At 39.1% G+C, this 22,381-nt stretch carries 15 protein-coding genes and 1 tRNA gene; 7 read left to right on the top strand and 9 right to left on the bottom strand.

Features of this window, described 5'->3' with window-relative positions; translation table 11 throughout:
* Positions 1-93: 93 nt before the first annotated feature.
* The 7 genes from ED622_RS09925 to ED622_RS09895 all read left to right on the top strand — a co-directional run bounded on the left by ED622_RS09925 (position 94) and on the right by ED622_RS09895 (position 11,736).
* The gene (locus tag ED622_RS09925) at positions 94-1,260 is read left to right on the top strand and encodes an O-succinylhomoserine (thiol)-lyase (RefSeq protein ID WP_122033727.1); all 1,167 of its coding nucleotides are present in this window, start codon (positions 94-96) and stop codon (positions 1,258-1,260) included.
* Positions 1,260-3,677, top strand: a complete 2,418-nt coding sequence (locus tag ED622_RS09920) for a bifunctional aspartate kinase/homoserine dehydrogenase II (protein WP_122033726.1) — start codon at positions 1,260-1,262, stop codon at positions 3,675-3,677. The genes ED622_RS09925 and ED622_RS09920 overlap by 1 nt, the downstream gene beginning before the upstream one ends.
* Positions 3,678-4,016: 339 nt before the next feature.
* Positions 4,017-4,994 (top strand): transcriptional regulator LeuO, encoded by a 978-nt coding sequence (gene leuO / locus ED622_RS09915; RefSeq protein ID WP_254052621.1) that lies wholly within the window; start codon positions 4,017-4,019, stop codon positions 4,992-4,994.
* Positions 4,995-5,235: 241 nt separating this feature from the next.
* Positions 5,236-7,083, top strand: coding sequence for a long-chain fatty acid--CoA ligase (locus tag ED622_RS09910; protein ID WP_122033725.1), 1,848 nt, complete (start codon positions 5,236-5,238; stop codon positions 7,081-7,083).
* A gap of 424 nt (positions 7,084-7,507) precedes the next feature.
* Positions 7,508-9,229, top strand: a complete 1,722-nt coding sequence (locus tag ED622_RS09905) for an acetolactate synthase 3 large subunit (RefSeq protein ID WP_122033724.1) — start codon at positions 7,508-7,510, stop codon at positions 9,227-9,229.
* Positions 9,229-9,723 carry an acetolactate synthase small subunit gene (ilvN, locus tag ED622_RS09900; protein WP_122033723.1) on the top strand — a complete coding sequence of 165 codons (495 nt, stop codon included), beginning with the start codon at positions 9,229-9,231 and terminating at the stop codon, positions 9,721-9,723. The genes ED622_RS09905 and ilvN overlap by 1 nt, the downstream gene beginning before the upstream one ends.
* Before the next feature lie 117 nt (positions 9,724-9,840).
* The gene (locus ED622_RS09895) at positions 9,841-11,736 is read left to right on the top strand and encodes a sensor domain-containing diguanylate cyclase (RefSeq protein ID WP_122033722.1); all 1,896 of its coding nucleotides are present in this window, start codon (positions 9,841-9,843) and stop codon (positions 11,734-11,736) included.
* Positions 11,737-12,083: 347 nt separating this feature from the next.
* Here ED622_RS09895 and ED622_RS09885 read toward each other — a convergent pair whose 3' ends face one another.
* The 9 genes from ED622_RS09885 to ED622_RS09840 all read right to left on the bottom strand — a co-directional run bounded on the left by ED622_RS09885 (position 12,084) and on the right by ED622_RS09840 (position 22,381).
* Positions 12,084-12,746, bottom strand: coding sequence for a GntR family transcriptional regulator (locus ED622_RS09885; protein WP_122033720.1), 663 nt, complete (start codon positions 12,744-12,746; stop codon positions 12,084-12,086).
* Positions 12,747-12,963: 217 nt separating this feature from the next.
* Positions 12,964-14,376, bottom strand: a complete 1,413-nt coding sequence (pykF, locus tag ED622_RS09880; RefSeq protein WP_122033719.1) for a pyruvate kinase PykF — start codon at positions 14,374-14,376, stop codon at positions 12,964-12,966.
* Between the two features lie 388 nt (positions 14,377-14,764).
* Positions 14,765-15,166: a hypothetical protein gene (locus ED622_RS09875; protein WP_122033718.1), complete on the bottom strand. Its 402-nt coding sequence runs from the start codon at positions 15,164-15,166 to the stop codon at positions 14,765-14,767.
* An 89-nt stretch (positions 15,167-15,255) separates the two neighbouring features.
* On the bottom strand, positions 15,256-16,803 hold the full coding sequence (locus ED622_RS09870) for a long-chain fatty acid--CoA ligase (protein WP_122033717.1): 1,548 nt from the start codon (positions 16,801-16,803) through the stop codon (positions 15,256-15,258).
* Positions 16,804-16,949: 146 nt separating this feature from the next.
* Positions 16,950-17,549, bottom strand: a complete 600-nt coding sequence (locus ED622_RS09865) for a porin family protein (protein ID WP_122033716.1) — start codon at positions 17,547-17,549, stop codon at positions 16,950-16,952.
* Between the two features lie 382 nt (positions 17,550-17,931).
* Positions 17,932-18,007, bottom strand: a tRNA-Ile gene (locus tag ED622_RS09855).
* Positions 18,008-18,159: 152 nt separating this feature from the next.
* The gene (rpoD, locus tag ED622_RS09850) at positions 18,160-20,001 is read right to left on the bottom strand and encodes an RNA polymerase sigma factor RpoD (protein ID WP_254052620.1); all 1,842 of its coding nucleotides are present in this window, start codon (positions 19,999-20,001) and stop codon (positions 18,160-18,162) included.
* Between the two features lie 98 nt (positions 20,002-20,099).
* A complete protein-coding gene (dnaG, locus tag ED622_RS09845; RefSeq protein ID WP_122033713.1) occupies positions 20,100-21,860 on the bottom strand; it encodes a DNA primase in 1,761 nt (586 codons plus the stop codon).
* Between the two features lie 77 nt (positions 21,861-21,937).
* The gene (locus ED622_RS09840; RefSeq protein WP_122033712.1) at positions 21,938-22,381 is read right to left on the bottom strand and encodes a GatB/YqeY domain-containing protein; all 444 of its coding nucleotides are present in this window, start codon (positions 22,379-22,381) and stop codon (positions 21,938-21,940) included.

Here is a 22,381-nt window from a genome sequence, read left to right as displayed (position 1 = left end):
GTCATCTGAGATAGATGAGTAGAAAATTACCGCTTTATATCTCATTAAGGTGATTGGTATCAGGCCACTGCCTAGCAGTTTGGAAGGGAAATTATGAGCGAGAGAAAACCTGCAACTATTGCTGTTCGTACCGGTATTGAGACTGACTCACAACACAATGCGGTTGTACCTCCTATCTACTTATCAACTAACTACAGCTTCCCTGAATTTGGTGATGTACCAAAATACGATTATGCTCGCTCAGGTAACCCAACCCGAACTCAATTAGAAACCACTTTATCTGATTTAGAGTGTGGTGCTGGTGCGGTTGTTACAAACTGCGGAACTTCAGCACTTAATCTAATGGTTTCAGCTCTGCTTGGCCCAGATGATCTTATTGTTGCGCCTCATGACTGTTATGGCGGTACGTATCGTTTATTTAATACTCGTGCTAATAAAGGTGACTTCAAAACTCTATTTGTCGACCAATCTGATACCGACGCACTTGATGCTGCGATTGCTAAAAAGCCAAAACTTATTCTATTAGAGACCCCTTCTAATCCATTAGTTCGAGTGGTTGATATTGCTGAGATTTGTCAAAAAGCTGCAAAAGTCGGCGCTTTAGTCGCTGTCGACAACACCTTCCTTTCTCCTGTATTACAGCAACCTTTAACTTTAGGTGCTGACTTTGTCCTTCATTCGACAACCAAATACATTAACGGTCATTCAGATGTAGTCGGCGGTGTATTAATCGCTAAAACACAAGAACACGCAGATGATCTTGCGTGGTGGGGAAACTGTATTGGTGCGACGGGAACGGCTTTTGATAGCTACCTAACCTTACGTGGAATTCGTACCCTTAGTGCTCGTATGCGAGTACATGAAGAGAATGCAATGGAGGTGCTTAAGTGCCTTCAAGAAGAAGCTTTAGTAGGAACAATTTATCACCCAAGTTTACCTGAACATCCAGGACATGAGATTGCAAAGCGTCAGCAAGCAGGCTTTGGTGCGATGTTAAGTTTTGAGCTAAATGGATCACTAGAACAGCTGAAAGTGTTTGTGAAAGAGCTAAAATATTTCTCTTTAGCAGAATCTCTTGGTGGTGTAGAAAGTTTGATTGCGCACCCAGGTACTATGACTCACCGAGCAATGTCAGATGAAGCACAAGCCGAAGCGGGTTTAGTTCCAACACTGCTACGTATTTCGGTTGGATTAGAAGACAGCCGTGATCTTATCGCGGATCTGAAACAAGCCTTCGTTATCGCTGCAGAGGTGAAGTAATGACAGGATTAGTACCACGTCAATTACATAAGTTTGGTGGTAGCAGCCTTGCCGATCCAGAATGCTATCGCCGTGTCGCGACTATTTTAAAAGAATACTCAAGCGAGCATGATCTGGTTGTCGTGTCTGCTGCGGGCAACACCACAAACCGAATTTTAGAATGGTTTGATGGTTTATTAAAAGATGGCCGATTAGCACATGAAGTCTTGGAGTCTTTACGCAAGTACCAACAAGAGCTGATTTCAGAATTACTTAGCGCTGAAAATGCGGAACCATTACTTGAGCTACTGCATAAAGAACTGATTGCTATTGGTCAATTGCACGCGCCATTAACTGAAGTTCAACAGGCTGATGTTCTTGGGCATGGTGAGGTATGGTCATCTCGACTGCTTTCTGCGTATTTAAATCAAATAGATTTACAGGCAGCGCCACTCGATTCTCGAACTTTTTTACGTGCGGAGCGAGCTGCTCAACCTGAAGTAGACCGTTCACTGTCGTGGCCGCTATTTAAAGAGCAAATGGCTCAGCATCCTCATGGACGAATCGTGATCACCGGCTTTATGGCTCGCGATCAAAAAGGAGAAACCGTTCTACTTGGTCGTAATGGCTCTGACTATTCAGCGACCATGATCGGGGCATTAGCTGAAGTCTCTCGCGTTACTATTTGGAGTGATGTCGCTGGGGTATTTAGTGCCGATCCTCGAAAAGTGGCAGATGCTTGCTTATTGCCTTTGCTTCGTTTAGATGAAGCGAGTGAGTTGGCTCGATTAGCGGCACCAGTATTACACAGCCGAACCCTGCAACCTGTTGCTCAAAGTGCATTGGATTTAAGCTTACGTTGTAGTTACCAGCCAGAATCTGGCTCGACTCGTATTGAACGTGTATTGGCTTCTGGTCGTGGTGCAAAGATCGTTACTTCATTAGAAGATGTGTATTTGATCCAATTAGGTTTTGGTCGTGGACAAGATTTTGAACGTGCGAAACAAGAGGTACTTTCTCTTCTTACTCGCTCTCAACTTCAACCTTTGGCATTAGAAGCGCAGGCTGATCAGTTTACGTTATTACTTACTTATACTTCAGAAGTCGTTCATGAAGCATTAGAGGTGTTACAGAACTCAGCGGTTCATGCTGAAATCAAGCTTAAAGAAGGCTATTCGATGATTGCGGCGGTTGGTGCTGGCGTGACGAGTAATGCGATTCATAGCCATGGCTTTTACCATCAATTAAAGAACTGCCCACTAGAGTTTGTGTGTGAATCTGAATCTGGTTTAAGTTTAGTTGCGATATTACGTAAAGTGGATACGACTCCAGTAATTAATGATATCCATACTCATTTATTCCAAGCTCAAAAACGTGTTGCGCTTGTGCTGTGTGGGCATGGCAATATTGGTTCTCAATGGTTGTCTCTTTTTACTGATCAAAAACGTAATCTTGAAAAACGTCATGGTATGCAGTTTTCACTTGTCGGTGTCATTGACCGTCATCGTCATTGGTTAGATTTTGATGGACTAGATTCAACGTCAGTAGTTGAAAAATTTGATGATGAAGCGATTTCATATCAGAATTTTGATTGGATAGAAAAGCTTGGATTAGTTCAAGGCTACGATGATGTTGTCGTGCTTGATGTCACCGCAAGTGCCGAGCTGTCACAACAATATACGAAAATTGCAGAGCAGGGGATTCATCTTATTTCTGCAAACAAAGTGGCGGGTTCAGCGCCAAGCGAAGAATATCAAGCAATGGTGGATGCGTTTGCAAAAACAGGGCGTCACTGGTTGTATAATGCAACAGTAGGCGCCGGTCTTCCTATTAATCACACCGTTAGAGATTTACGAGAAAGCGGTGATGAAATAGTTGCGTTATCAGGTATTTTTTCTGGAACTTTATCATGGTTATTTCAACAGTATAATGGTGATGTCCCTTTTACTGAGTTAGTCGATCTAGCTTGGCAACAAGGCTTAACTGAACCGGATCCTAGAAATGATTTAGATGGTTCTGATGTCATGAGAAAATTGGTGATCTTAGCGCGTGAAGCTGGATTGAAGATTGAACCAACGCAAGTTAAAGTTGAGTCTTTGGTTCCTGCGGAATTAAAAGATGTTAGCTTGGATGACTTTCTCGCAAAAGGAGAGCTAATTAATCTTGCCTTGCTTGAGCGTTTAGAGAAAGCACAAAAAGAGCAAAAGGTTTTGCGTTATGTTGCTCGTTTAAACAAAGATGGGAGCGCTACTGTGAGTATCGAAGCACTTGCAGAGCATCATGCATTAGCTAATTTACTCCCTTGCGATAATATCTTTGCCATTGAAAGCAAATGGTATAAAGATAATCCATTAGTTATTAGAGGACCTGGCGCAGGTAGGGAAGTAACGGCGGGTGCAATACAATCAGACTTAAATCGAATATCGTCACTTTTTTAACATAATTGATTGATGTTTCTTATTATTAAGCCATGCAATATTGCATGGTTTTTTTTGGTTTGTAGGAAAAAACGGATTCAATATGGCTTTAGATAAATTTATATTTATTGCTAATTATCTGATCCATAAGTTTTATTTTGTTATTTAAATTCATTAAGCATAAATTAAAATTAAAATTCTGTAGGTGCTATGGATTTTGTAAATCTATTCAGTAATGATGATTAAGAACTGGCTAACATATATGAGATCAATATCTCGAAATAATAATAAAAATATGCAGCCATGATTAACTATTAATTTGAATAAAATTGCCGATTGGCCGATTGAGAGAGTCATTAAATGAATATGTCAGAACCTAGCCCTATTTCCGTACCTGTTGCAAGTTCAGAACAAGTATTACGCAGTGTTGATTTAAATTTATTAACTGTTTTTGATGCCGTAATGCAGGAGCAAAATATTACTCGTGCTGCGCAAAATTTAGGGATGTCGCAACCTGCGGTAAGTAATGCGGTTTCTCGCTTGAAAGTGATGTTCAACGACGAACTATTTATTCGTCATGGAAGAGGTATTCAGCCAACTCAGCGAGCACGTCAACTGTTTGCTCCAATGCGACAAGCTCTGCAGTTAGTGAAGAACGAGCTGCCAAGCTCTACTTTTTCTCCTGAAACATCAGCAAGACAATTTAAGCTATCCATTTGTAGTCCATCAGATATTCGTTTTGCCCCGCGCATCATGCGAGATATTCAACAAAAATCGCCATACATTAATCTGAAATTATCAGGTGAGCATGATCCAGAAATTGCTCAAAAGCTACGTTATCAAGAAGTGGATTTCGTGATTGATTATGTGCGCTTTGATGAACCTGGTTATATGAGTACTGAGTTATTTACGGATGAACTTGTTGTTGTGACTTCAGTTAATCACCCTCGTATTCAAGGCGGTATTACTAAAGAGCAATTGGCAAATGAAAAACATGCAGTGCCAGCTCGTCTTGAAAATACGAAAGGATTTGCGGATCACATTTATATGGATTCACTGTATGAGCAAGCGTATAAAGGCGCAAGTATCAGTAATATCTTATATGTTGTTTCTCAATCTGAATTAATTACCGTAGCTCCAAAATGGTTGGTGAATTCTATGCCTAATCGTGATCAACTTGCGATCCTTCCATTACCGATTGAATCAAAAGGCATCAGTGGTTATTTAAGCTGGCATGATTCATACCAAAAAGACAAAGGGCATATCTGGATGAGAGATCAACTAATGCTTATTTGTGGTGAAGAAGTTGTAGCTTCAAGCAAAGGTATGATGTTTTAAAGCTATAATAAAAGTAATAAATAGAAAGGCAGCGAATTGACGCTGCCTTTTTTGTAGGTAGCTGTACGATATAAACAAAATGTAGATTTTAAATAATCAATTTGTTAATAGAGCAAGCGGAAATGAGTTTCACACAACAATACTTACATTTTATACAGAGAAATAGTTGCCTTTTTTACTGCCACTTGTACACTTTGTGCAGATTATAGCTTACAAGTGTAAGCCTAAAGGTGAATTCGAGATGACTATTCAAAACCTACATATTGTAAAAGAGATCCGCAAACATATCGCAAATAAACCCAATGCAACAGCATTACGTGAACGTAAATGTGGTGCTTGGAGTGACACTCAGTGCGCTGCATGGAGTGACATTACTTGGGGTGAATTTGGAGAGCAGATGGATACGCTATCATTAGCGCTATTGGCTCATGGGTTAAATGTGCAAGAAAAGGTGGGTATATTCTCAAATAACATGCCTCGCTGGACAATCGCTGATTTTGCTACTATGCAATTGCGTTCAGTTCCTGTACCTATCTATCCAACTAACACGCCAAAGCAAGCCGCTTATATCCTTAATGACGCGGATATCCGTATTTTATTTGTTGGTGAGCAGGCGCAATACAATGCTGCTGTGGTTATTTTTGATCAATGCCCTCAACTGACTCATATTGTGGCATTAAGTGATGATATTGACTTAAATGATCACCAAGCGGGTATTTCTTGGAATGATTTCATTACTAAAGCCGATGACATGCACAAAGATGAGTTGCAAGCTCGTCTAGATAGTGCACAAATGGATGACCTACTCACGTTGATTTATACCTCAGGTACAACGGGAGAGCCAAAAGGTGTGATGCTAGATTATGTTAATGTTGGTTCACAACTAGAGGGACACAACACTAATTTGGCATTAACAGAAAAAGACGTGTCACTGTGTTTCTTACCGTTATCGCACGTATTTGAACGCGCATGGACCTTTTATGTCTTGTATAAAGGGGCGACAAACTGCTACTTACCAAATACAAACCTAATTAAAGAAGCGCTAACCGAAGTGAAACCAACGGTGATGTGTGCCGTTCCTCGTTTCTATGAAAAGATTTTCTCTACCGTACATGAAAAAGTATCTCGTGCTCCTGCGCATCGTAAAGTGATGTTTACTTGGGCGGTAAACATGGGGGCAAAAATGTCAGCATGTCACCAAGAGCAGCGTGAACCATCATGGTTACTTAAACAGTCACACAAAGTGGCTGATAAATTAGTGCTGTCAAAGCTTAGAATGATCCTTGGTGGAAATATTAATTTCATGCCATGTGGTGGCGCAAAGCTTGATGCGACTATTGGACGTTTTTTCCATGCCTTAGGTGTTAATGTAAAATTAGGTTATGGCATGACAGAAACGACAGCAACGATCTCATGCTGGGAAGATGGTAAGTTTCACCCTGACTCTATTGGCACATTAATGCCAGGTGCTGAAGTTAAGATTGGTGAAAGCAGCGAAATCCTTGTACGTGGTCCAATGGTTATGAAAGGCTACTACAATAAACCAGAAGAAACGGCATTGAACTTTACAGAAGATGGTTTCTTAAAAACAGGTGATGCTGGTGAGTTTGATGCCGAAGGTAATCTATATATTACCGATCGCATTAAAGAGTTAATGAAAACCTCTGGTGGTAAATACATCGCTCCACAAGTCATTGAAGGCGCTATCGGTAAAGACCATTTTATTGAGCAGATTGCTGTCATTGCAGATACTCGTAAATTCGTATCAGCACTTATCGTACCTTGTTACGATGCGCTAGAAGAGTATGCGAAAGAGTTGAACATTGCTTATCATGACCGTATGGAGTTGGTGAAAAACAGCGAAATCGTTGAGATGCTTGAGAAGCGTGTCGCTAATCTGCAAAAAGAACTCGCTCGTTTTGAACAAGTTAAAAAATTCACTTTATTGTCTAAAGAGTTTTCGATGGATAAAGGCGAATTAACACCAACACAAAAATTACGTCGTAAAGTGATCAATGAGCGTTACCAAGACGAGATTGAAGAGATGTATGACGATAAAAAAGAAACAAAAGAGAAAAAAGATAAATAATCATACGTTTCTATCTTTTTAAATAAGCAGAAAACCAGTCTTTTATAGGCTGGTTTTTTTATGCCTTTAAAGTGAGATCTAAAGCACCTAATTAGGTTCTGTCTAACAATTTATTATCTTTCATTATTTGCCTAATGTTAGCTTTTAATTCTTTATTTGTTATTCGAAATGAGAGTAAATCACTACTTCATCTTTTAAGGTTGAACATATTATCGGTTTCAATAAATAGCCTCTAGACCAAAGTGCTAATAAAAGGTTAAAGTTGTTTCGTGATGTTGGTTCTTGTTACTAATGACGAGCATCTACATAGGATTTTAATCTGATTAATGTCGGTTTAGGCTAAAAATAAGCCCTAACTATGTAAACCACTAACTTAGCGATAATTCATTTCGTTAATTTAAAGGTTTTATGTCTGGAGATAAATATGGAAATGTTATCTGGCGCAGAGATGATTGTACAATCTCTGATTGATGAAGGTGTTGAACACATATTTGGCTACCCTGGTGGCTCTGTGTTGGATATTTATGATGCACTACACATGAAAGCTGATGATATTCAGCATGTGCTAGTAAGGCATGAACAAGCGGCAACACATATGGCTGATGGATTTGCTCGAGCAACAGGTAAACCGGGTGTGGTTCTTGTTTGTTCAGGCCCTGGAGCAACAAATACAATTACTGGAATAGCAACCGCCTATATGGATTCTATCCCTATGATTGTGCTTTCTGGAAATGTACCAAACAGCATGATAGGCACTGATGCTTTTCAAGAGTGTGACATGGTAGGTGTTTCTCGCCCGATAGTTAAACATAGCTTTTTAGTTAGAAAAGCCGAAGACATTCCTGAAATTATAAAAAAAGCATTTTATATCGCATCCACAGGTCGTCCTGGACCTGTTGTTATTGATATCCCAAAGGATGTCATGAGTCCTGCGTTTAAATTCCCTTATCAATATCCTACGTCGATGTCATTGCGGTCGTATAATCCAACGACAACAGGGCATAAAGGTCAGATTAAAAAAGGCCTTAAAACTCTTTTAGCTGCAAAAAAACCAGTTCTTTATATTGGTGGTGGAGCTGTTATCTCATCAGCCGAGCAACACGTTATTAAATTAGCTGAATCACTTAATTTACCTGTAGTCAGTACGCTTATGGGCTTAGGTGCTTTTCCTGGTACCCATAAAAATGCATTAGGTATGTTAGGGATGCATGGTACTTATGAAGCTAATATGGCGATGCATAATGCCGATCTTATTTTTGGTGTTGGTGTTCGTTTTGATGATCGTACCACCAACAACCTAGATAAATACTGCCCAGATGCGACCATCATGCATATTGATATTGACCCATCATCAATATCTAAAAATGTACGAGTTGATGTGCCTATTGTAGGTTCTGCGGAAGTTGTTTTGGAATCAATGCTTAAGTTGCTTTCTGAGCAAGATGATTGCAATGATGAAGCGGCTTTAGATGCATGGTGGAAAGATATTTCAGTGTGGCAGGATCGTAAGTGTCTATCTTATGAAACATCTCCTGATCGAATTAAGCCTCAGCAAGTCATTGAAACTCTTCATCGACTAACCAATGGTGATGCTTATGTTGCCTCTGATGTAGGTCAGCACCAAATGTTTGCGGCATTGTATTATCCGTTTAATAAACCGCGACGTTGGATTAACTCTGGTGGCCTTGGCACCATGGGCTTTGGTTTACCAGCAGCACTTGGTGTGAAGTTTACTCACCCTGATGAGGTTGTTATTTGTGTTACTGGTGATGGCAGTATTCAAATGAATATTCAAGAGCTATCAACTGCTCTACAATATGATATCCCAGTTAAAATTATCAACCTGAATAACCGTTTTTTAGGAATGGTTAAGCAGTGGCAAGATATTATTTATCAAGGCCGCCACTCTAATTCCTATATGACGTCAGTGCCTGATTTTGCCGCGATTGCAGAAGCTTATGGGCATGTAGGTATTCGAATCAATCATCCTGACGAATTAGAGGCTGGATTAGAAAAAGCACTATCATTAACAGACCGTTTGGTTTTTGTTGATATTAATGTTGATGAAACAGAGCACGTTTACCCTATGCAGATCAAAGGGGAAGCAATGGATAAAATGTGGCTAAGTAAAACGGAGAGAACCTAATGAGACATATTATTTCACTATTAATAGAGAATGAATCAGGTTCATTATCTCGTGTGGTTGGCTTGTTCTCTCAACGTGGTTACAATATTGAATCGCTAACGGTATCACCAACAGAAGATCCAACGCTTTCTCGTTTAAATATTACAACGGCGAGTGATGCGATGGAACTTGAGCAGATCCAGAAGCAGTTGCATAAATTAATTGATGTCATTAAAGTTCAAGAAGTTACTGAGACAGAGCATGTTGAACGTGAATTGCTATTGATTAAAGTGAAAGCAAGTGGCTTTGCAAGAGCAGAAGTAAAACGGACGGCTGATATTTTCCGAGGCCAGATAGTTGATGTAACAAGCTCACTATATACGATTCAGCTAGCAGGTACTTCTGAAAAACTTGACGCGTTTATTACAGCGGTAGCAGAAGTGACTGAAGTCGTGGAAGTGGCGAGAAGTGGTGTTGTTGGTATCGCTCGAGGAGAAAAATCCTTAAGAGTGTAGAGCATCATATTGTCTAAGCTATTTATTTAATAAAGCCTTCTTTTTATAAAGAGGGCTTTATTGTTTGTTATATAAATTAAATATAGAATGACTATCCGCAAATTGAAGAGGGAATATATGCGCCATAAAAAACTTAAAATAGTTGTTTATTCAATATGCGTATATCTATTTTTTTCTATCATAGCCTCACTGTATTTTTATAATGACTTTCAAAAAAGAAAAGCAGTTGTTGTAGAGAAAATTCAAAATGAATCGACTCAACAATTAGCTTATACCCATAATGAATTTAATGAGCTTTCAAATCGTATTGCGAATACATTAGATCTTGTCTCTAAAAGCCGCCCTTTATATGACTACTTTTTATACCCCTCTGTGCGAGTTCAGCTAGCTGTTGAATTTTCTTGGCTGCGCCTTATGCAAGCAGAAAAATTCTTTTCGAAATTGGAATTAGTTGATGAGAGTGGGGAGAGTTTATTTCTGTTTACTTATGACGCTAAAACAGGGAAAGCGACAAAACGAATTACGAATGAGAGCTCAATTAACGATCTACTTCTAGAGAGGTTGGCAACATTACCAGAAGGTCACATTTTTTCGGAAGGTGTTGTGCTTAATCGTAAATTGGCTAATTCAGGTGTTTATAAGCCAATGATGCAGATCTTTATTCCTATTGATGTTGTTGGTTTAAGAAAAGGCTATGTATTAGCAGAGTTGAGTGACGCTAGTATTGTTAATGTTGTGAAGTTTTCACCAACGCTTAGTATTTCACCTTCGATGATTAACCAAGATGGATACTATCTTCTAACTGATAAATCAGAAGAAGTATTTGGTCATTTAGTTAATGGTCGAGCGGATAAAACACTCAAGGCAGAAGAGCCTGAACTGTGGAGTATTATGTCTGAAATGCAGGTAGGAAGTACTTATCTAAATGGCAATATTTACTCTTTTTATCGTTTCTCAATTGATAAAAGTGAACCGAATAAAGATGCTTATTTTTTATTATGTTATCCGGCTTCAGAACTTGATGTGTTCTTTTATAACCTGCAAATAGAGGTTGTTGAAGAGGCGATGATTATTTTTCTTTTGCTAGGGCTAATCGTTATTCCTTTTGGAATATTATTAACGCTATGGGATCGATCAAACTTAGAGAGCCAACTTGCGAAATCGGCATTGGAAGGAATGTCAGCCGTTGTTATTACAGATAAACACCAGCGAATTATTAAAGTAAATACCGCATTCACTTCAATTTGTGGTTATACATCAGCCGATGCAATAGGGAAAAGTACGTTTGATGTATTAGCATCAAATTGTGAACAATCGCAAAAAAGATTGAATAATTGGAAACAAGTTGAAGAGTTAGGTGCTTGGCAAGGTGAAATCGATGTATTAAGTAAGGCTCAAGAAGAATTAAGTTTACTAGTTAGAATTCAATCGGTTAAGAATAAGCGTAAAGATATTCAATATTATATTATCTCTTATATCGATATTACTCAGCGAAAATTATTAGAAAAAGAGTTGCGCTATTTAAGTGAAAAAGATTCGCTGTCAGATTGCTGGAATAGACGAAAATTTGAGTTTGAATTAGAGAACCAAACGTTACTGACTAAGCGTTATTACCCTGTACATCAATGCTGTTTAGTTATTTTTGATATTGATTTTTTTAAACGAATTAATGACAGCAAAGGCCATGACGTTGGTGATGAAGTTATTAAATTAGTTGCATCTGTTTTGAAAGGAGGGAGCAGAGATACCGATTTTGTTGCTCGTATTGGTGGTGAGGAGTTTGCTATTATTATGCCTCATACTGAGTTGAAAGATGCAGAAATGGTAGTCAATAGACTTCGTGTTGCGGTATCTCAAATAGAAAAATATCAAGTGACGGTTAGCGGCGGCTTAACGGATATCGGTATTTCTACCGATCATGCGTATAAATGTGCGGATCTTGCTTTGTATGAATCAAAAGCTAATGGTCGTAATACGATCTCAATATGCACCAGTTTGGAAGATTTAGCCTAATTAGTTATTGGCTTCTCATTAGACTAAAGTAGAAGCTTAGCTATACTTACTCTTATTGATAAATAAGCCTATAGTAGGATGCTATACGTTAGTAGGGAGTAAGCGAATGGGCTGAGGATAGTACGAGGTCTTTATGTTTACTGATTTTTTAGTAAGACTAACAGTAGGTAGCCTGGCTATTTTAGGATTTCAACTGAGTGCGATTTATTTTTTATTAATGGTATTACTGATAGGTACTCATAATAAAGAGTTTTTTGGTTGGTAATCGCCGAGTCGTAAATAGATATAGCATAAAACAAAAAACCAGACGATAGTGTCTGGTTTTCTATTTTAGTCATAAATGAATGTTAGGCTTCAAATGAGCCCGATAGTAAATCCATTGTAGTGACATAGTGCTTTTCTAGTAATTCAATCGCTTGCTCTTCATTGCGAGCTAATGCCAGTTTCATAATGCTTTCATGTTCTTTTAGGAAATCAGTATATTCTTTACACGCTTCATTATAATTACTTTGAAGATGGTGATAGCGTTTAATTTGGTTTGTTAACTCTTGGTGGAATTGGTGCATAATTGGCGCATTAGCCCCTTCAAGAAGGGTACTATGAAATGCTGAATATCGTTCTTCCCATTCAAGCATAACTTCTAATGACGGTTCAGTTAGATTTACTTTGCTTAATTTATGGAAGGTAGTCAGAACACTTAGCTCCCATGCTTCATTGCCATTTTTGATGGCTTTTGACAGTAAAACCTTACCAATAACAGATAAACCTTCGAATAATTCTTTTAGTTCTTCTGATGAAATAGCAGCAACCCAGCAGCCTTTTTGAGGTTGAAGTTTTACATATTTATTCCAAGATAACTGAACAAGTGCTTCGCGAATTGGAGATGCGCCAACGCTGTAACGTTCTTTTAGTTCGGCAACAACCAATTTTTGACCTGGGTGCAGATCACCATTAAGAATATCTTGGTGAATCATTTTTGATACTTTATCTGTAAGGGTTGGGCTAGACACTTCGCTACTCTCTTTAATAAATCTTGATTGCAATGAATGATGTCAACTTGGCTTATAAATATATTAGATACCAAGAATGATATATACCATCTGCAGTTCTGTTAATGATTTCGAGTATAACGTATCGTATCTTTACTGCCAATAAAATTTCATAAAAAAAGAGGGCCTAAGCCCTCTTTTATTGAATGTCGTATAACCGATTATAAATTCAGATGAATTATAATACGTGTACCGATGCTGTGTTTGTTGTGCCTGATGGTACTAGAGCACCAGAAACCATAACAACGATGTCGCCTTTAGCGCCAATACCAGACTCAAGAGCTAGCTCTTTACCGCGTAGGTAGAATGCGTCAGTGCTATCGATAGCATCAACAACCATTGGAGTAACACCTTTAGAAAGACAAAGCTGTGCAGCTGTCTTAGTATTAGTAGTTACAGCGATGATTTTAGCTGTTGGGAAGTACTTACGAATAGAACGAGCAGATTTACCAGCTTCAGTTGCTACAACGATTACAGGAGCGTTTAGTTTCTCAGCTGTATCAACAGCGCCTTTACATACCGCTTCAGTGATACGTAGACGTGGGCTGTCTAGACGAGAACCTAGCTCTGCTTTAAGAGCTCTATCTGTACGAGCACAGATTTGAGCCATGATAGTTACTGCTTCAACAGGGTATTTACCTTTAGCCGATTCACCAGAAAGCATTACTGCATCTGTACCATCCATGATTGCGTTAGCAACATCACCCGCTTCTGCGCGTGTTGGACGTGGGTTTTTGATCATAGAATCAAGCATTTGAGTTGCAGTGATTACAACTTTACGTGCGCGGTTACATTTCTCGATCATCATCTTCTGAGCGAAGATTACTTCTTCAACTGGGATTTCAACACCAAGATCGCCACGAGCAACCATGATACCGTCAGAAGCTTCTAGGATTGAATCGAAGTTATCAACACCTTCTTGGTTTTCAATCTTAGAGATGATTTGAATGTTCTCGCCGCCATTAGCAACAAGTAGTTCACGGATTTCTTTAACATCTTCTTCTTTACGGATGAAAGAAGCTGCAACGAAATCAACGCCTTGCTCACAACCAAACTTAAGGTCAGCTTTATCTTTTTCAGAAAGAGCTGGAAGCTTAACTGAAACGCCAGGAAGGTTAACACCTTTGTTTTCGCCTAGGTCACCGTTGTTAAGAACTTTACACTTAACTTCAGTTTCAGTTGTTGCAACAACTTCCATTTCGATTAGGCCATCATCAACAAGGATAGTGTTACCAACTTCAAGGTCTTTAGCAAAACCTGGGTAAGTAACAGCAACAACGTCTTTGTTACCAATAACTGAAATATCAGTTGTAAATGTGAAGTCTTGACCAGCAACTAGAGCAACGTCATCGCCGTTTTCTAGTTTGATAGTACGGATTTCAGGACCCTTAGTATCAAGAAGGATAGCAAGTTGCTTATCTGTGTTCTTCATTACTTGACGAAGATTATCGATACGGTTGCCGTGCTCTGCGAAATCGCCGTGTGAGAAGTTAAGGCGCATTACGTTCATGCCAGCATTTGCAAGTTCAGTTAGTTTTTCTACTGACTCAGTTTTTGGGCCAATCGTACAAACGATTTTGGTCTTTTTCATGTGAGAAATCTCTCCAGATGAGTATATTTAAAATGATAAACGCAGTAATGCTCAGCCTAAATGGGATGAAGTGTTGAAATATAACAACAGTTTTATCTTCAAAATCTTTATGGCTAAGCATATAAATTTAATAATTACCTGTAGTTTAGACTGAAAAGAGTAATGGATTATTGATTCAGGTAAACAATTTGCACTTTAATCACAATATTAAAAACAAATTTACATTACTCAACATCGTTTCAGTCGGATCTTTTTTGTAAGTTTCTATCGCTTTTGGTGGCAAATTCTAACAGTAAAACTGATGAAGATCACTTTCTTGTTGTGATGATATTTGCTAAATGTTTATTTTGTTACTCGAAATAAAAAAGGCACTTAAAGTGCCTTTATATTATTGATTTTCAATTGCTTGATATGCTTTAAGTTTTTGCATTCCTTTGGCCAGTTTTATAAACCAAGTACCAATAGCAAGTAATGAAATGACAGCGCCGATAACCGGTATAGCTGAATAGATTTTATCAAGAATAGAGCTGTGGACCCAATACTCTAAACCTGCAACCATGCCGCTCATCGTTGCGGCTGTAACACTAAGGACGACGAAAAAAGTAAGAAATAGAAAGAAACTTTTGATGATCGCATAGTAGTGGCTATCGACAACTTCATCATTTGTGCCTTTATTCATCTGATAGCCTGCAAAAATAATGGCTATGATGCCTGATAGCATTAAAGTTAAGGGGGTAAGTAGGCTAGCAATATAGGCAAACCAAATGCCTTTATTTGTTTTGTTTGACATAGTAGGTATCCATCAGGGAGTGATACGCAAGTATATACCTATTTTTTATATGGGAATATACCTGCAATTATAGAAGGTAGACTCTACCTTTATGCTTTTAGCATTCGCTTTAAAATTTTGCCTGTTGCTGTCATTGGTAATGCTTCTACAATATCGAGATGTTTAGGGCACTTATAATCAGCGAGGTGTTGTTTACTCCATTTAATCAGTTCTTTTTCTGAAATAGAATGGCCTTCTTTAAGAATAATAAAGGCTTTTACTTCTTCACCAAAACGCGGATGCTCAACACCAATGACAGCAACTAAATGTACTGAAGGGTGTTTCATATATACTTCTTCTACTTCACGTGGATAGACATTATAGCCGCCACTAATGATCAGTTCTTTTAAGCGATCAACGACATAGATATAACCCTCCTCGTCGAAGCGAACAATATCGCCCGTATGAAGCCAACCATCTACAATTGTTTTTGCGGTCTCTTGTGGTTTTTTGTAATAGCCTTTCATTACGTTATGGCCACGAATTACAAGCTCACCTTCTTGTCCTGTTGGTAGTTCATGCCCATTTTTGTCTACCACTTTCATGGTGACACCTGGTAAAGGCTGCCCAATGCTTCCTGGCTTTCTTTCAAACTCTAAATGGTTGAATGCGGCGACAGGGGATGATTCAGATAATCCATAGCCCTCAATAACCGGTACTTGAAGTTTTTCTTCGAATTGTTTTAGCACTTCAACTGGCATTGATGCACCACCTGAAATAGCGACTTTAAGATTTTTTGCGATCTCTTTTAGGTGCTCTCCTGGATGCTTTTCAGCATAAGCCAGTAAACCAATGAACATGGTTGGAACACCCGCAAGATGAGTCACTTTGTGTTCATAAACTTGTTGAAGAACGGTTTTTGGTACGAATCGAGAAATAAGAACGAGCGCACTACCAGCAAGAATCGAAGTGTTCATGATCAGAGATTGACCGAAGGTATGAAATAGCGGAAGTATCGCAATACTCACGTCAGTCCCTTTTTGATTCGTCAATGACTGACATGCTTGTGCGTTACACAGCATGTTACTTTGACTTAATTCAGCCCCTTTGGCTGCACCAGTAGTCCCTGAGGTATATAGAATGACACAACTATCTTCTGCTGAACGATAGACTGTTTCAAAAGACTTTCTTCCGCTTTCTAACCATTGGTTAAATGAGTGAGCGACGGCTGCTTCTTGAGAGTTTGGTGTTGTTTCAATTAGGATGAAGTGTTCACAAAAGTCCGCTTTACTGTAGCCCTCATAGCCAAACTGACCGATAGGCATTGCATCCGAACCTTGGTATGAAATCAGGGCTACCGCATCAGAATCTTTTAGGTGATAAGCAACTTCTTCACCTTTTAGCATTACATTCAGAGGAACAACGATAGCTCCAATTTTTTGAATGGCATAATAAGCAATAACAAATTCAGGCGTGTTAGGACAAGATAGAGCAATTTTCTCATCAGGTTTTATATTGAGTTGACTCAAGTGATCAGCAATGGCGTTTACTTTTTGATTTAATTCTTGGTAAGTAATTTTCTGATCTTGAAAGATGAGGGCAATATTATTAGGACGAAAAGTTGCGTTACGCTCAAGATTATTGGCTAAATTATACATAGATAACCTTTATTTTTTTATTAGTTAGTGTTGGATACAAGGGGAGTGTATATCAAGAAAGATATAAAAGCTGAGAGGAAAAAAAGATTTTACTCATTTATTAAGAATAAGAGCAAAGGTTGGGGTACCAATGCTCTGTTTAGTCATTAAAATTTATAAGAAGCACCAAGGTATAAAGAGTCTAAGGCGTAGAGATTGGTTTCTGAGTAAAACCCATTCGTTGACTCATATTCAACTGCATACATATCCACTTCATAGGCTGCTCGAATTTGAACCCCGCTTAATGCTTTTGGTGTGTATTCAACACCGAACCCAACCTTAAAAGCGGCTCCGTTATCGTCGGTTAACTGTTCTTCATTTTGATTTAAATCTAAACTCGACATACCAACTAAGCCAAAAGGTCTAAGGCCATTTCCAAAGGTGTAACCTAAATTGGCAGCTAAGGAAATAGAGGTAGGTTTCATTGAATAACTACCCACTTTTGCTTTGGCTGTGCCATAGTCGGTATATGTTCCTTCAATACCAACAATTTTATTGAATTGATAGCCGAGATAAATTTTTGTTGAGTTGCCATCAGCTTCTGCTGAGAGAAGGTTATTATTATTGTCATTCCAAGAGTCTTCCTCTGAGTAACCAAATGTTCCGAAACCTGCCCCAACATAAAAGCCGCTAACCTTAGGTTGATCGTTAGCAAGAGCATAGAAAGAGGTGCTAGAGATAAGAAGGGGTAAAAGTAGTCGTTTCATTGATAGCTCCATGATCAAAATAATTATCAATTAGTATAGGTAGCTTTATTTAATATCCCAATTATTAATGCTTTTTTGTGATCCATTGATAGTGCAATTGGTTCTTTGATAGTGCTATTCGCTATTTTTCATTGCGCGATAGATCTTCAATAATAGTATTCGAATAATTTCTAGGATGGAGTATATGAATAAAAAAGGACTGTTAGCGATTGTTATTGCATTAATTATTGCTGCCGTATGTACTTCAGGGTTGATGAGGGCGGCAATAGAGCTATCTATATTTTTACTTCTGATTGGGTACTTACTAATCATCAAGAAAAAAAAGATAAATTAAAAAGCAAAAAGGCTGATAAGTAAAAATACTTATCAGCCTTTTCTAATTTGGTGGCCCCTCCCAGATTTGAACTGGGGACCGAACGATTATGAGTCGTGCGCTCTAACCACTGAGCTAAGGGGCCGTTGTAGGTGGTGATTATAGGGGAAGATGAAAACAGTGTCTAGCCATAAGGCGTTTGCTTTTTAATCACTTGATTGAAAATATGCATCTAGATCGAAAAAAGGTGAGCCTAAGCTCACCTTTTTGATTCTATTAACAAATAATTATGTTTAATTATTCGTCTAAGAAGCTACGTAATACTTCTGAACGACTTGGGTGACGCAATTTACGAAGTGCTTTCGCTTCGATTTGACGAATACGCTCACGCGTTACATCAAACTGCTTACCTACTTCTTCAAGAGTATGATCGGTATTCATATCGATACCAAAACGCATACGAAGTACTTTTGCTTCACGAGGAGTTAGTCCTGCAAGAACGTCGTTAGTTGCAAATTTCAAGCTTGTTGAAGTTGCAGAATCAACAGGAAGTTCAAGGGTATTATCCTCGATGAAATCACCTAGGTGCGAATCTTCATCATCACCGATTGGTGTTTCCATTGAAATAGGCTCTTTAGCGATTTTCAGAACCTTACGGATCTTGTCTTCAGGCATTTGCATGCGCTCAGCAAGTTCTTCTGGTAATGGCTCACGGCCCATTTCTTGTAGCATTTGACGCGAAATACGATTCAGTTTGTTGATCGTTTCGATCATGTGAACTGGAATACGGATTGTACGCGCTTGGTCGGCAATTGAACGAGTGATCGCTTGACGGATCCACCATGTCGCATAAGTAGAGAATTTGTAACCACGACGGTATTCAAATTTATCTACAGCCTTCATTAGACCGATGTTACCTTCTTGAATAAGATCCAAGAATTGTAGACCACGGTTTGTGTATTTTTTAGCAATAGAGATAACAAGACGTAAGTTTGCTTCAACCATTTCTTTCTTCGCACGACGAGCTTTTGCTTCACCGATAGACATGCGACGGCTGATGTCTTTGATATTTAGAACTGGTAATCCAGTTTCTTTCTCAATGCTGTCAATTTTCTTAATTGAACGGCGAATATCTTCTTCGTAACGCTTTAGACGCTCCACGTATGGTTTGTCAGATGCGATGATTTCGTTGAACCATTCGTCAGAAGATTCATTACCAGAGAAAAGAGAAATGAATGATTTCTTAGGCATTTTTCCGTATTCAACACACATACGCATAATTAAACGTTCTTGTGTACGAACACGATCCATGCTGCCGCGCATTTCACGAACTAGGTAATCAAACTGTTTAGGGATCAGTTTAAATTCACGGAATACATCCGTTAACTCGCCAATCGCTACGCGTGCTTTTGCGTTATCACGACCATGTTCTTCAAAAGCAAGTTGCATGTTGTGGTAAGACGTACGAAGTTCTGTGAACTTCTCCAAAGCAAGCTCTGGGTCAATACCTACATCTTCTTCTTCCTCGTCTTCATCATCTTCAGCTTCTTTATCTTCGTCTTCAAGATCAGATTCACTCAGTTCAGAACCGATGTGAGTTGCTGTTGGTGCTGCTGAACCATCATCATTAGGATCAACAAAACCAGAAATGATGTCAGTAAGTCGAATCTCTTCGGCTTGAACTTTATCAAACTGTTCTAATAAGTATGAAATTGCGCCAGGGAATTCAGCAACTGAACACTGAACTTCATTAATGCCTTCTTCAATACGTTTAGCGATGTCGATTTCGCCTTCACGAGTAAGAAGTTCAACAGTACCCATTTCACGCATGTACATGCGAACAGGATCCGTTGTACGGCCAATTTCACTTTCTACACTTGATAGTGCGGCTGCAGCTGCTTCTGCTGCATCTTCATCAGTTACGGCATCATCATCATTCAATGACATATCATCGGCATCAGGTGCGGTTTCTACCACTTTGATGCCCATGTCATTGATCATTTGAATAATATCTTCAACCTGCTCAGAATCTACAATTTCTTCTGGTAGGTGATCGTTAACTTCTGCGTAGGTCAGATAGCCTTGTTCCTTGCCTTTGATTACAAGTAATTTTAGCTGTGACTGCGGATTTTGATCCATAGACGGTATCCTACTTCTGGTCTGTGTGAAGGAATTAGTATGCGAAATGCAAACCATTAATAATAACAAATTTATGTGTTGATGACGATGCAGGGATTCTATGCTTTTAATTCTAGCATTAAGGCTAGCAGCTCCCGCTTTTCTTCGACTGATAAGCCAAGCGTTCTTTCTTTCGTCTGTAAACTTTCAATTTGTTGATTGATGCACTGGGCCAAAACATTGTCCAGTGAATCCATAAATACATCTTGGGTGTTGTCTTGATCTATGGGTAATTCCCATACTGCCAAGCGCGATAATAGTTTTTCACTTTTATCCCCACGCCAATGTTCTAATAATTGGCCTGTAGAGATATGGGGATTATGTCTGCAATTTTCAAGTAATTGTAGAAATAAACTTAAGCCAGGCAGTGGAATGTCTTGAACACTGCTTAAATCTGGGACTAATTGCGCCAAATTTGGATTTTGTAACAGCAGCGTGATCACTTCACGCATGGCTGTGCGTTTCATCTCTGGTTGAGCTTGGCGCTTTGTTTCTGGAGCACCTTGCTTAGATATTAGTTGCTGTAATTGGCTTTCATCCATAATTCCGAGCGTTTTGCCAAGTTGCTCACGTAAATAAAGACGCAGAGTCCCACCGGGCACTTTATCGATTAAAGGAACGGCAAGTGTTGTTAACTTCGCTTTTCCTTCTCGACTACTCGTATCTATCTGATCGACCAGCGTTCTAAACATAAAATCAATTAATGATTCAGCTTGAGTTACGGCTTGTTCAAAGGCAACTTTACCGTGTTGGCGAATATAGGTGTCAGGGTCTTCACCGTCAGGTAAAAACATGAACTTTAATTGGCGGCCATCATTTAAGTATGGCAGTGCTTGTTCCATTGCTCGCCATGCAGCCTCTCGACCTGCTCGGTCACCATCATAACAACACACGACAGTGCTTGTTTGGCGAAAGAGAAGTTGCATATGATCGCCTGTCGTTGCTGTACCTAGAGAGGCGACAGCGTAATCTACGCCAAACTGCGCTAAAGCTACGACATCCATATAGCCTTCAACAACGAGAGCTTGGGGTAAATCTTTATAAGCTTGCAGCGCTTCATATAAACCATAAAGCTCTTTGCCTTTATGGAAAATAGGTGTTTCAGGTGAATTTAAATATTTGGGAGTGCCTTCACCAATTACGCGACCACCAAAGCCAATAACGCGACCTCGACGATCTCTAATTGGGAACATGACTCGACCACGAAAACGGTCATAACGACGGCCATTATCGCTTTCAATTAACATCCCACCGCTGACTAAAGCATCTTGTGATGTTTTGTCTCGGCCAAAGTTATTTTTGACTAATTCCCACTCATCAGCCACATAACCGATACCAAATTTCTGAACTATTTCGCCAGAAAGGCCACGATCTTTAAGGTAGTTGATAGCATGGATATTGGTGGCAGATTTTAATTGGGAGAAATAAAATTGACTGATACCGCCCATTAAATCATATAGGCTTCGTTTCTGTTCTGAATTGGCCGTTGGACCTGAAGGGGCGTTAAAGCCACTACGTTGTTCGCGAGGAACATCAAGACCAAGCATAGAGGCGAGTTCTTCAATGGCTTCGACGAATTCTAAACGGTCGAACTCCATGAGGAAGTCAATGGCATTACCATGAACACCACAGCCAAAGCAGTGATAAAACTGTTTTTCTTGGCTAACAGAAAAAGAAGGGGATTTTTCATTATGGAATGGACAGCAAGCACCGTAGTTCTTCCCTTGTTTCTTCAGCTTTACTCTTGTGTCAATGATATCGACAATATCGTGTCGATTTAAAAGCTCATCAATAAAACTGCGAGGGATATGTCCAGACATCTTTTTTCTTTTCCTGTAGATACAAACAAGCCGTGCATATCAAAGATAGCACGGCTTGCTTTATAAATAGAGTATTATTAAGCCAGTTTAGATTTAACTAATTGACTTACTTTACCCATGTCAGCGCGGCCTTGGATTTGAGGTTTTAATACGCCCATCACCTTGCCCATATCTTGCATTCCTGCAGCACCAGATTCGATAATTGCTTCGTCTAATAACTTAGCAACTTCTTCATCAGTTAGTGCTTGCGGCATAAAGTCATCAAGTACTAAAATTTCAGCACTCTCTTTCTCAGCAAGATCATCACGACCAGCAGCAGTGAACTGCGATACTGAATCACGACGTTGTTTAACCATCTTCGTTAAAACAGCAATGATATCATCGTCAGACAAGGTAGTATGACCATCGATTTCACGTTGTTTAATTTCAGATAAAGCTAAACGAATTGTGCCAAGGCGTAATTTATCCTTGGCTTTCATCGCTAACTTTTGCTCGTCTTTGAGTTTTTCAATTAGAGCCAT

Origin of the sequence: Aliivibrio sp. EL58, assembly GCF_900312675.1 — a bacterium.
GTDB lineage: Bacteria > Pseudomonadota > Gammaproteobacteria > Enterobacterales > Vibrionaceae > Aliivibrio.
Note: the sequence above shows the minus strand (reverse complement) of the source record. Positions and strands in the feature narration are given on the sequence as shown.

What these genes read in the sequence shown, in the direction of transcription:
- ED622_RS09925 (WP_122033727.1), top strand. Translation starts at nt 94, where the DNA reads ATGAGCGAGAGAAAACCTGCAACTATTGCTGTTCGTACCGGTATTGAG.
- ED622_RS09920 (WP_122033726.1), top strand. Translation starts at nt 1,260, where the DNA reads ATGACAGGATTAGTACCACGTCAATTACATAAGTTTGGTGGTAGCAGC.
- leuO (WP_254052621.1), top strand. Translation starts at nt 4,017, where the DNA reads ATGAATATGTCAGAACCTAGCCCTATTTCCGTACCTGTTGCAAGTTCA.
- ED622_RS09910 (WP_122033725.1), top strand. Translation starts at nt 5,236, where the DNA reads ATGACTATTCAAAACCTACATATTGTAAAAGAGATCCGCAAACATATC.
- ED622_RS09905 (WP_122033724.1), top strand. Translation starts at nt 7,508, where the DNA reads ATGGAAATGTTATCTGGCGCAGAGATGATTGTACAATCTCTGATTGAT.
- ilvN (WP_122033723.1), top strand. Translation starts at nt 9,229, where the DNA reads ATGAGACATATTATTTCACTATTAATAGAGAATGAATCAGGTTCATTA.
- ED622_RS09895 (WP_122033722.1), top strand. Translation starts at nt 9,841, where the DNA reads ATGCGCCATAAAAAACTTAAAATAGTTGTTTATTCAATATGCGTATAT.
- pykF (WP_122033719.1), bottom strand. Translation starts at nt 14,376, where the DNA reads ATGAAAAAGACCAAAATCGTTTGTACGATTGGCCCAAAAACTGAGTCA.
- ED622_RS09875 (WP_122033718.1), bottom strand. Translation starts at nt 15,166, where the DNA reads ATGTCAAACAAAACAAATAAAGGCATTTGGTTTGCCTATATTGCTAGC.
- ED622_RS09870 (WP_122033717.1), bottom strand. Translation starts at nt 16,803, where the DNA reads ATGTATAATTTAGCCAATAATCTTGAGCGTAACGCAACTTTTCGTCCT.
- ED622_RS09865 (WP_122033716.1), bottom strand. Translation starts at nt 17,549, where the DNA reads ATGAAACGACTACTTTTACCCCTTCTTATCTCTAGCACCTCTTTCTAT.
- rpoD (WP_254052620.1), bottom strand. Translation starts at nt 20,001, where the DNA reads ATGGATCAAAATCCGCAGTCACAGCTAAAATTACTTGTAATCAAAGGC.
- dnaG (WP_122033713.1), bottom strand. Translation starts at nt 21,860, where the DNA reads ATGTCTGGACATATCCCTCGCAGTTTTATTGATGAGCTTTTAAATCGA.
- ED622_RS09840 (WP_122033712.1), bottom strand. Translation starts at nt 22,381, where the DNA reads ATGGCTCTAATTGAAAAACTCAAAGACGAGCAAAAGTTAGCGATGAAA.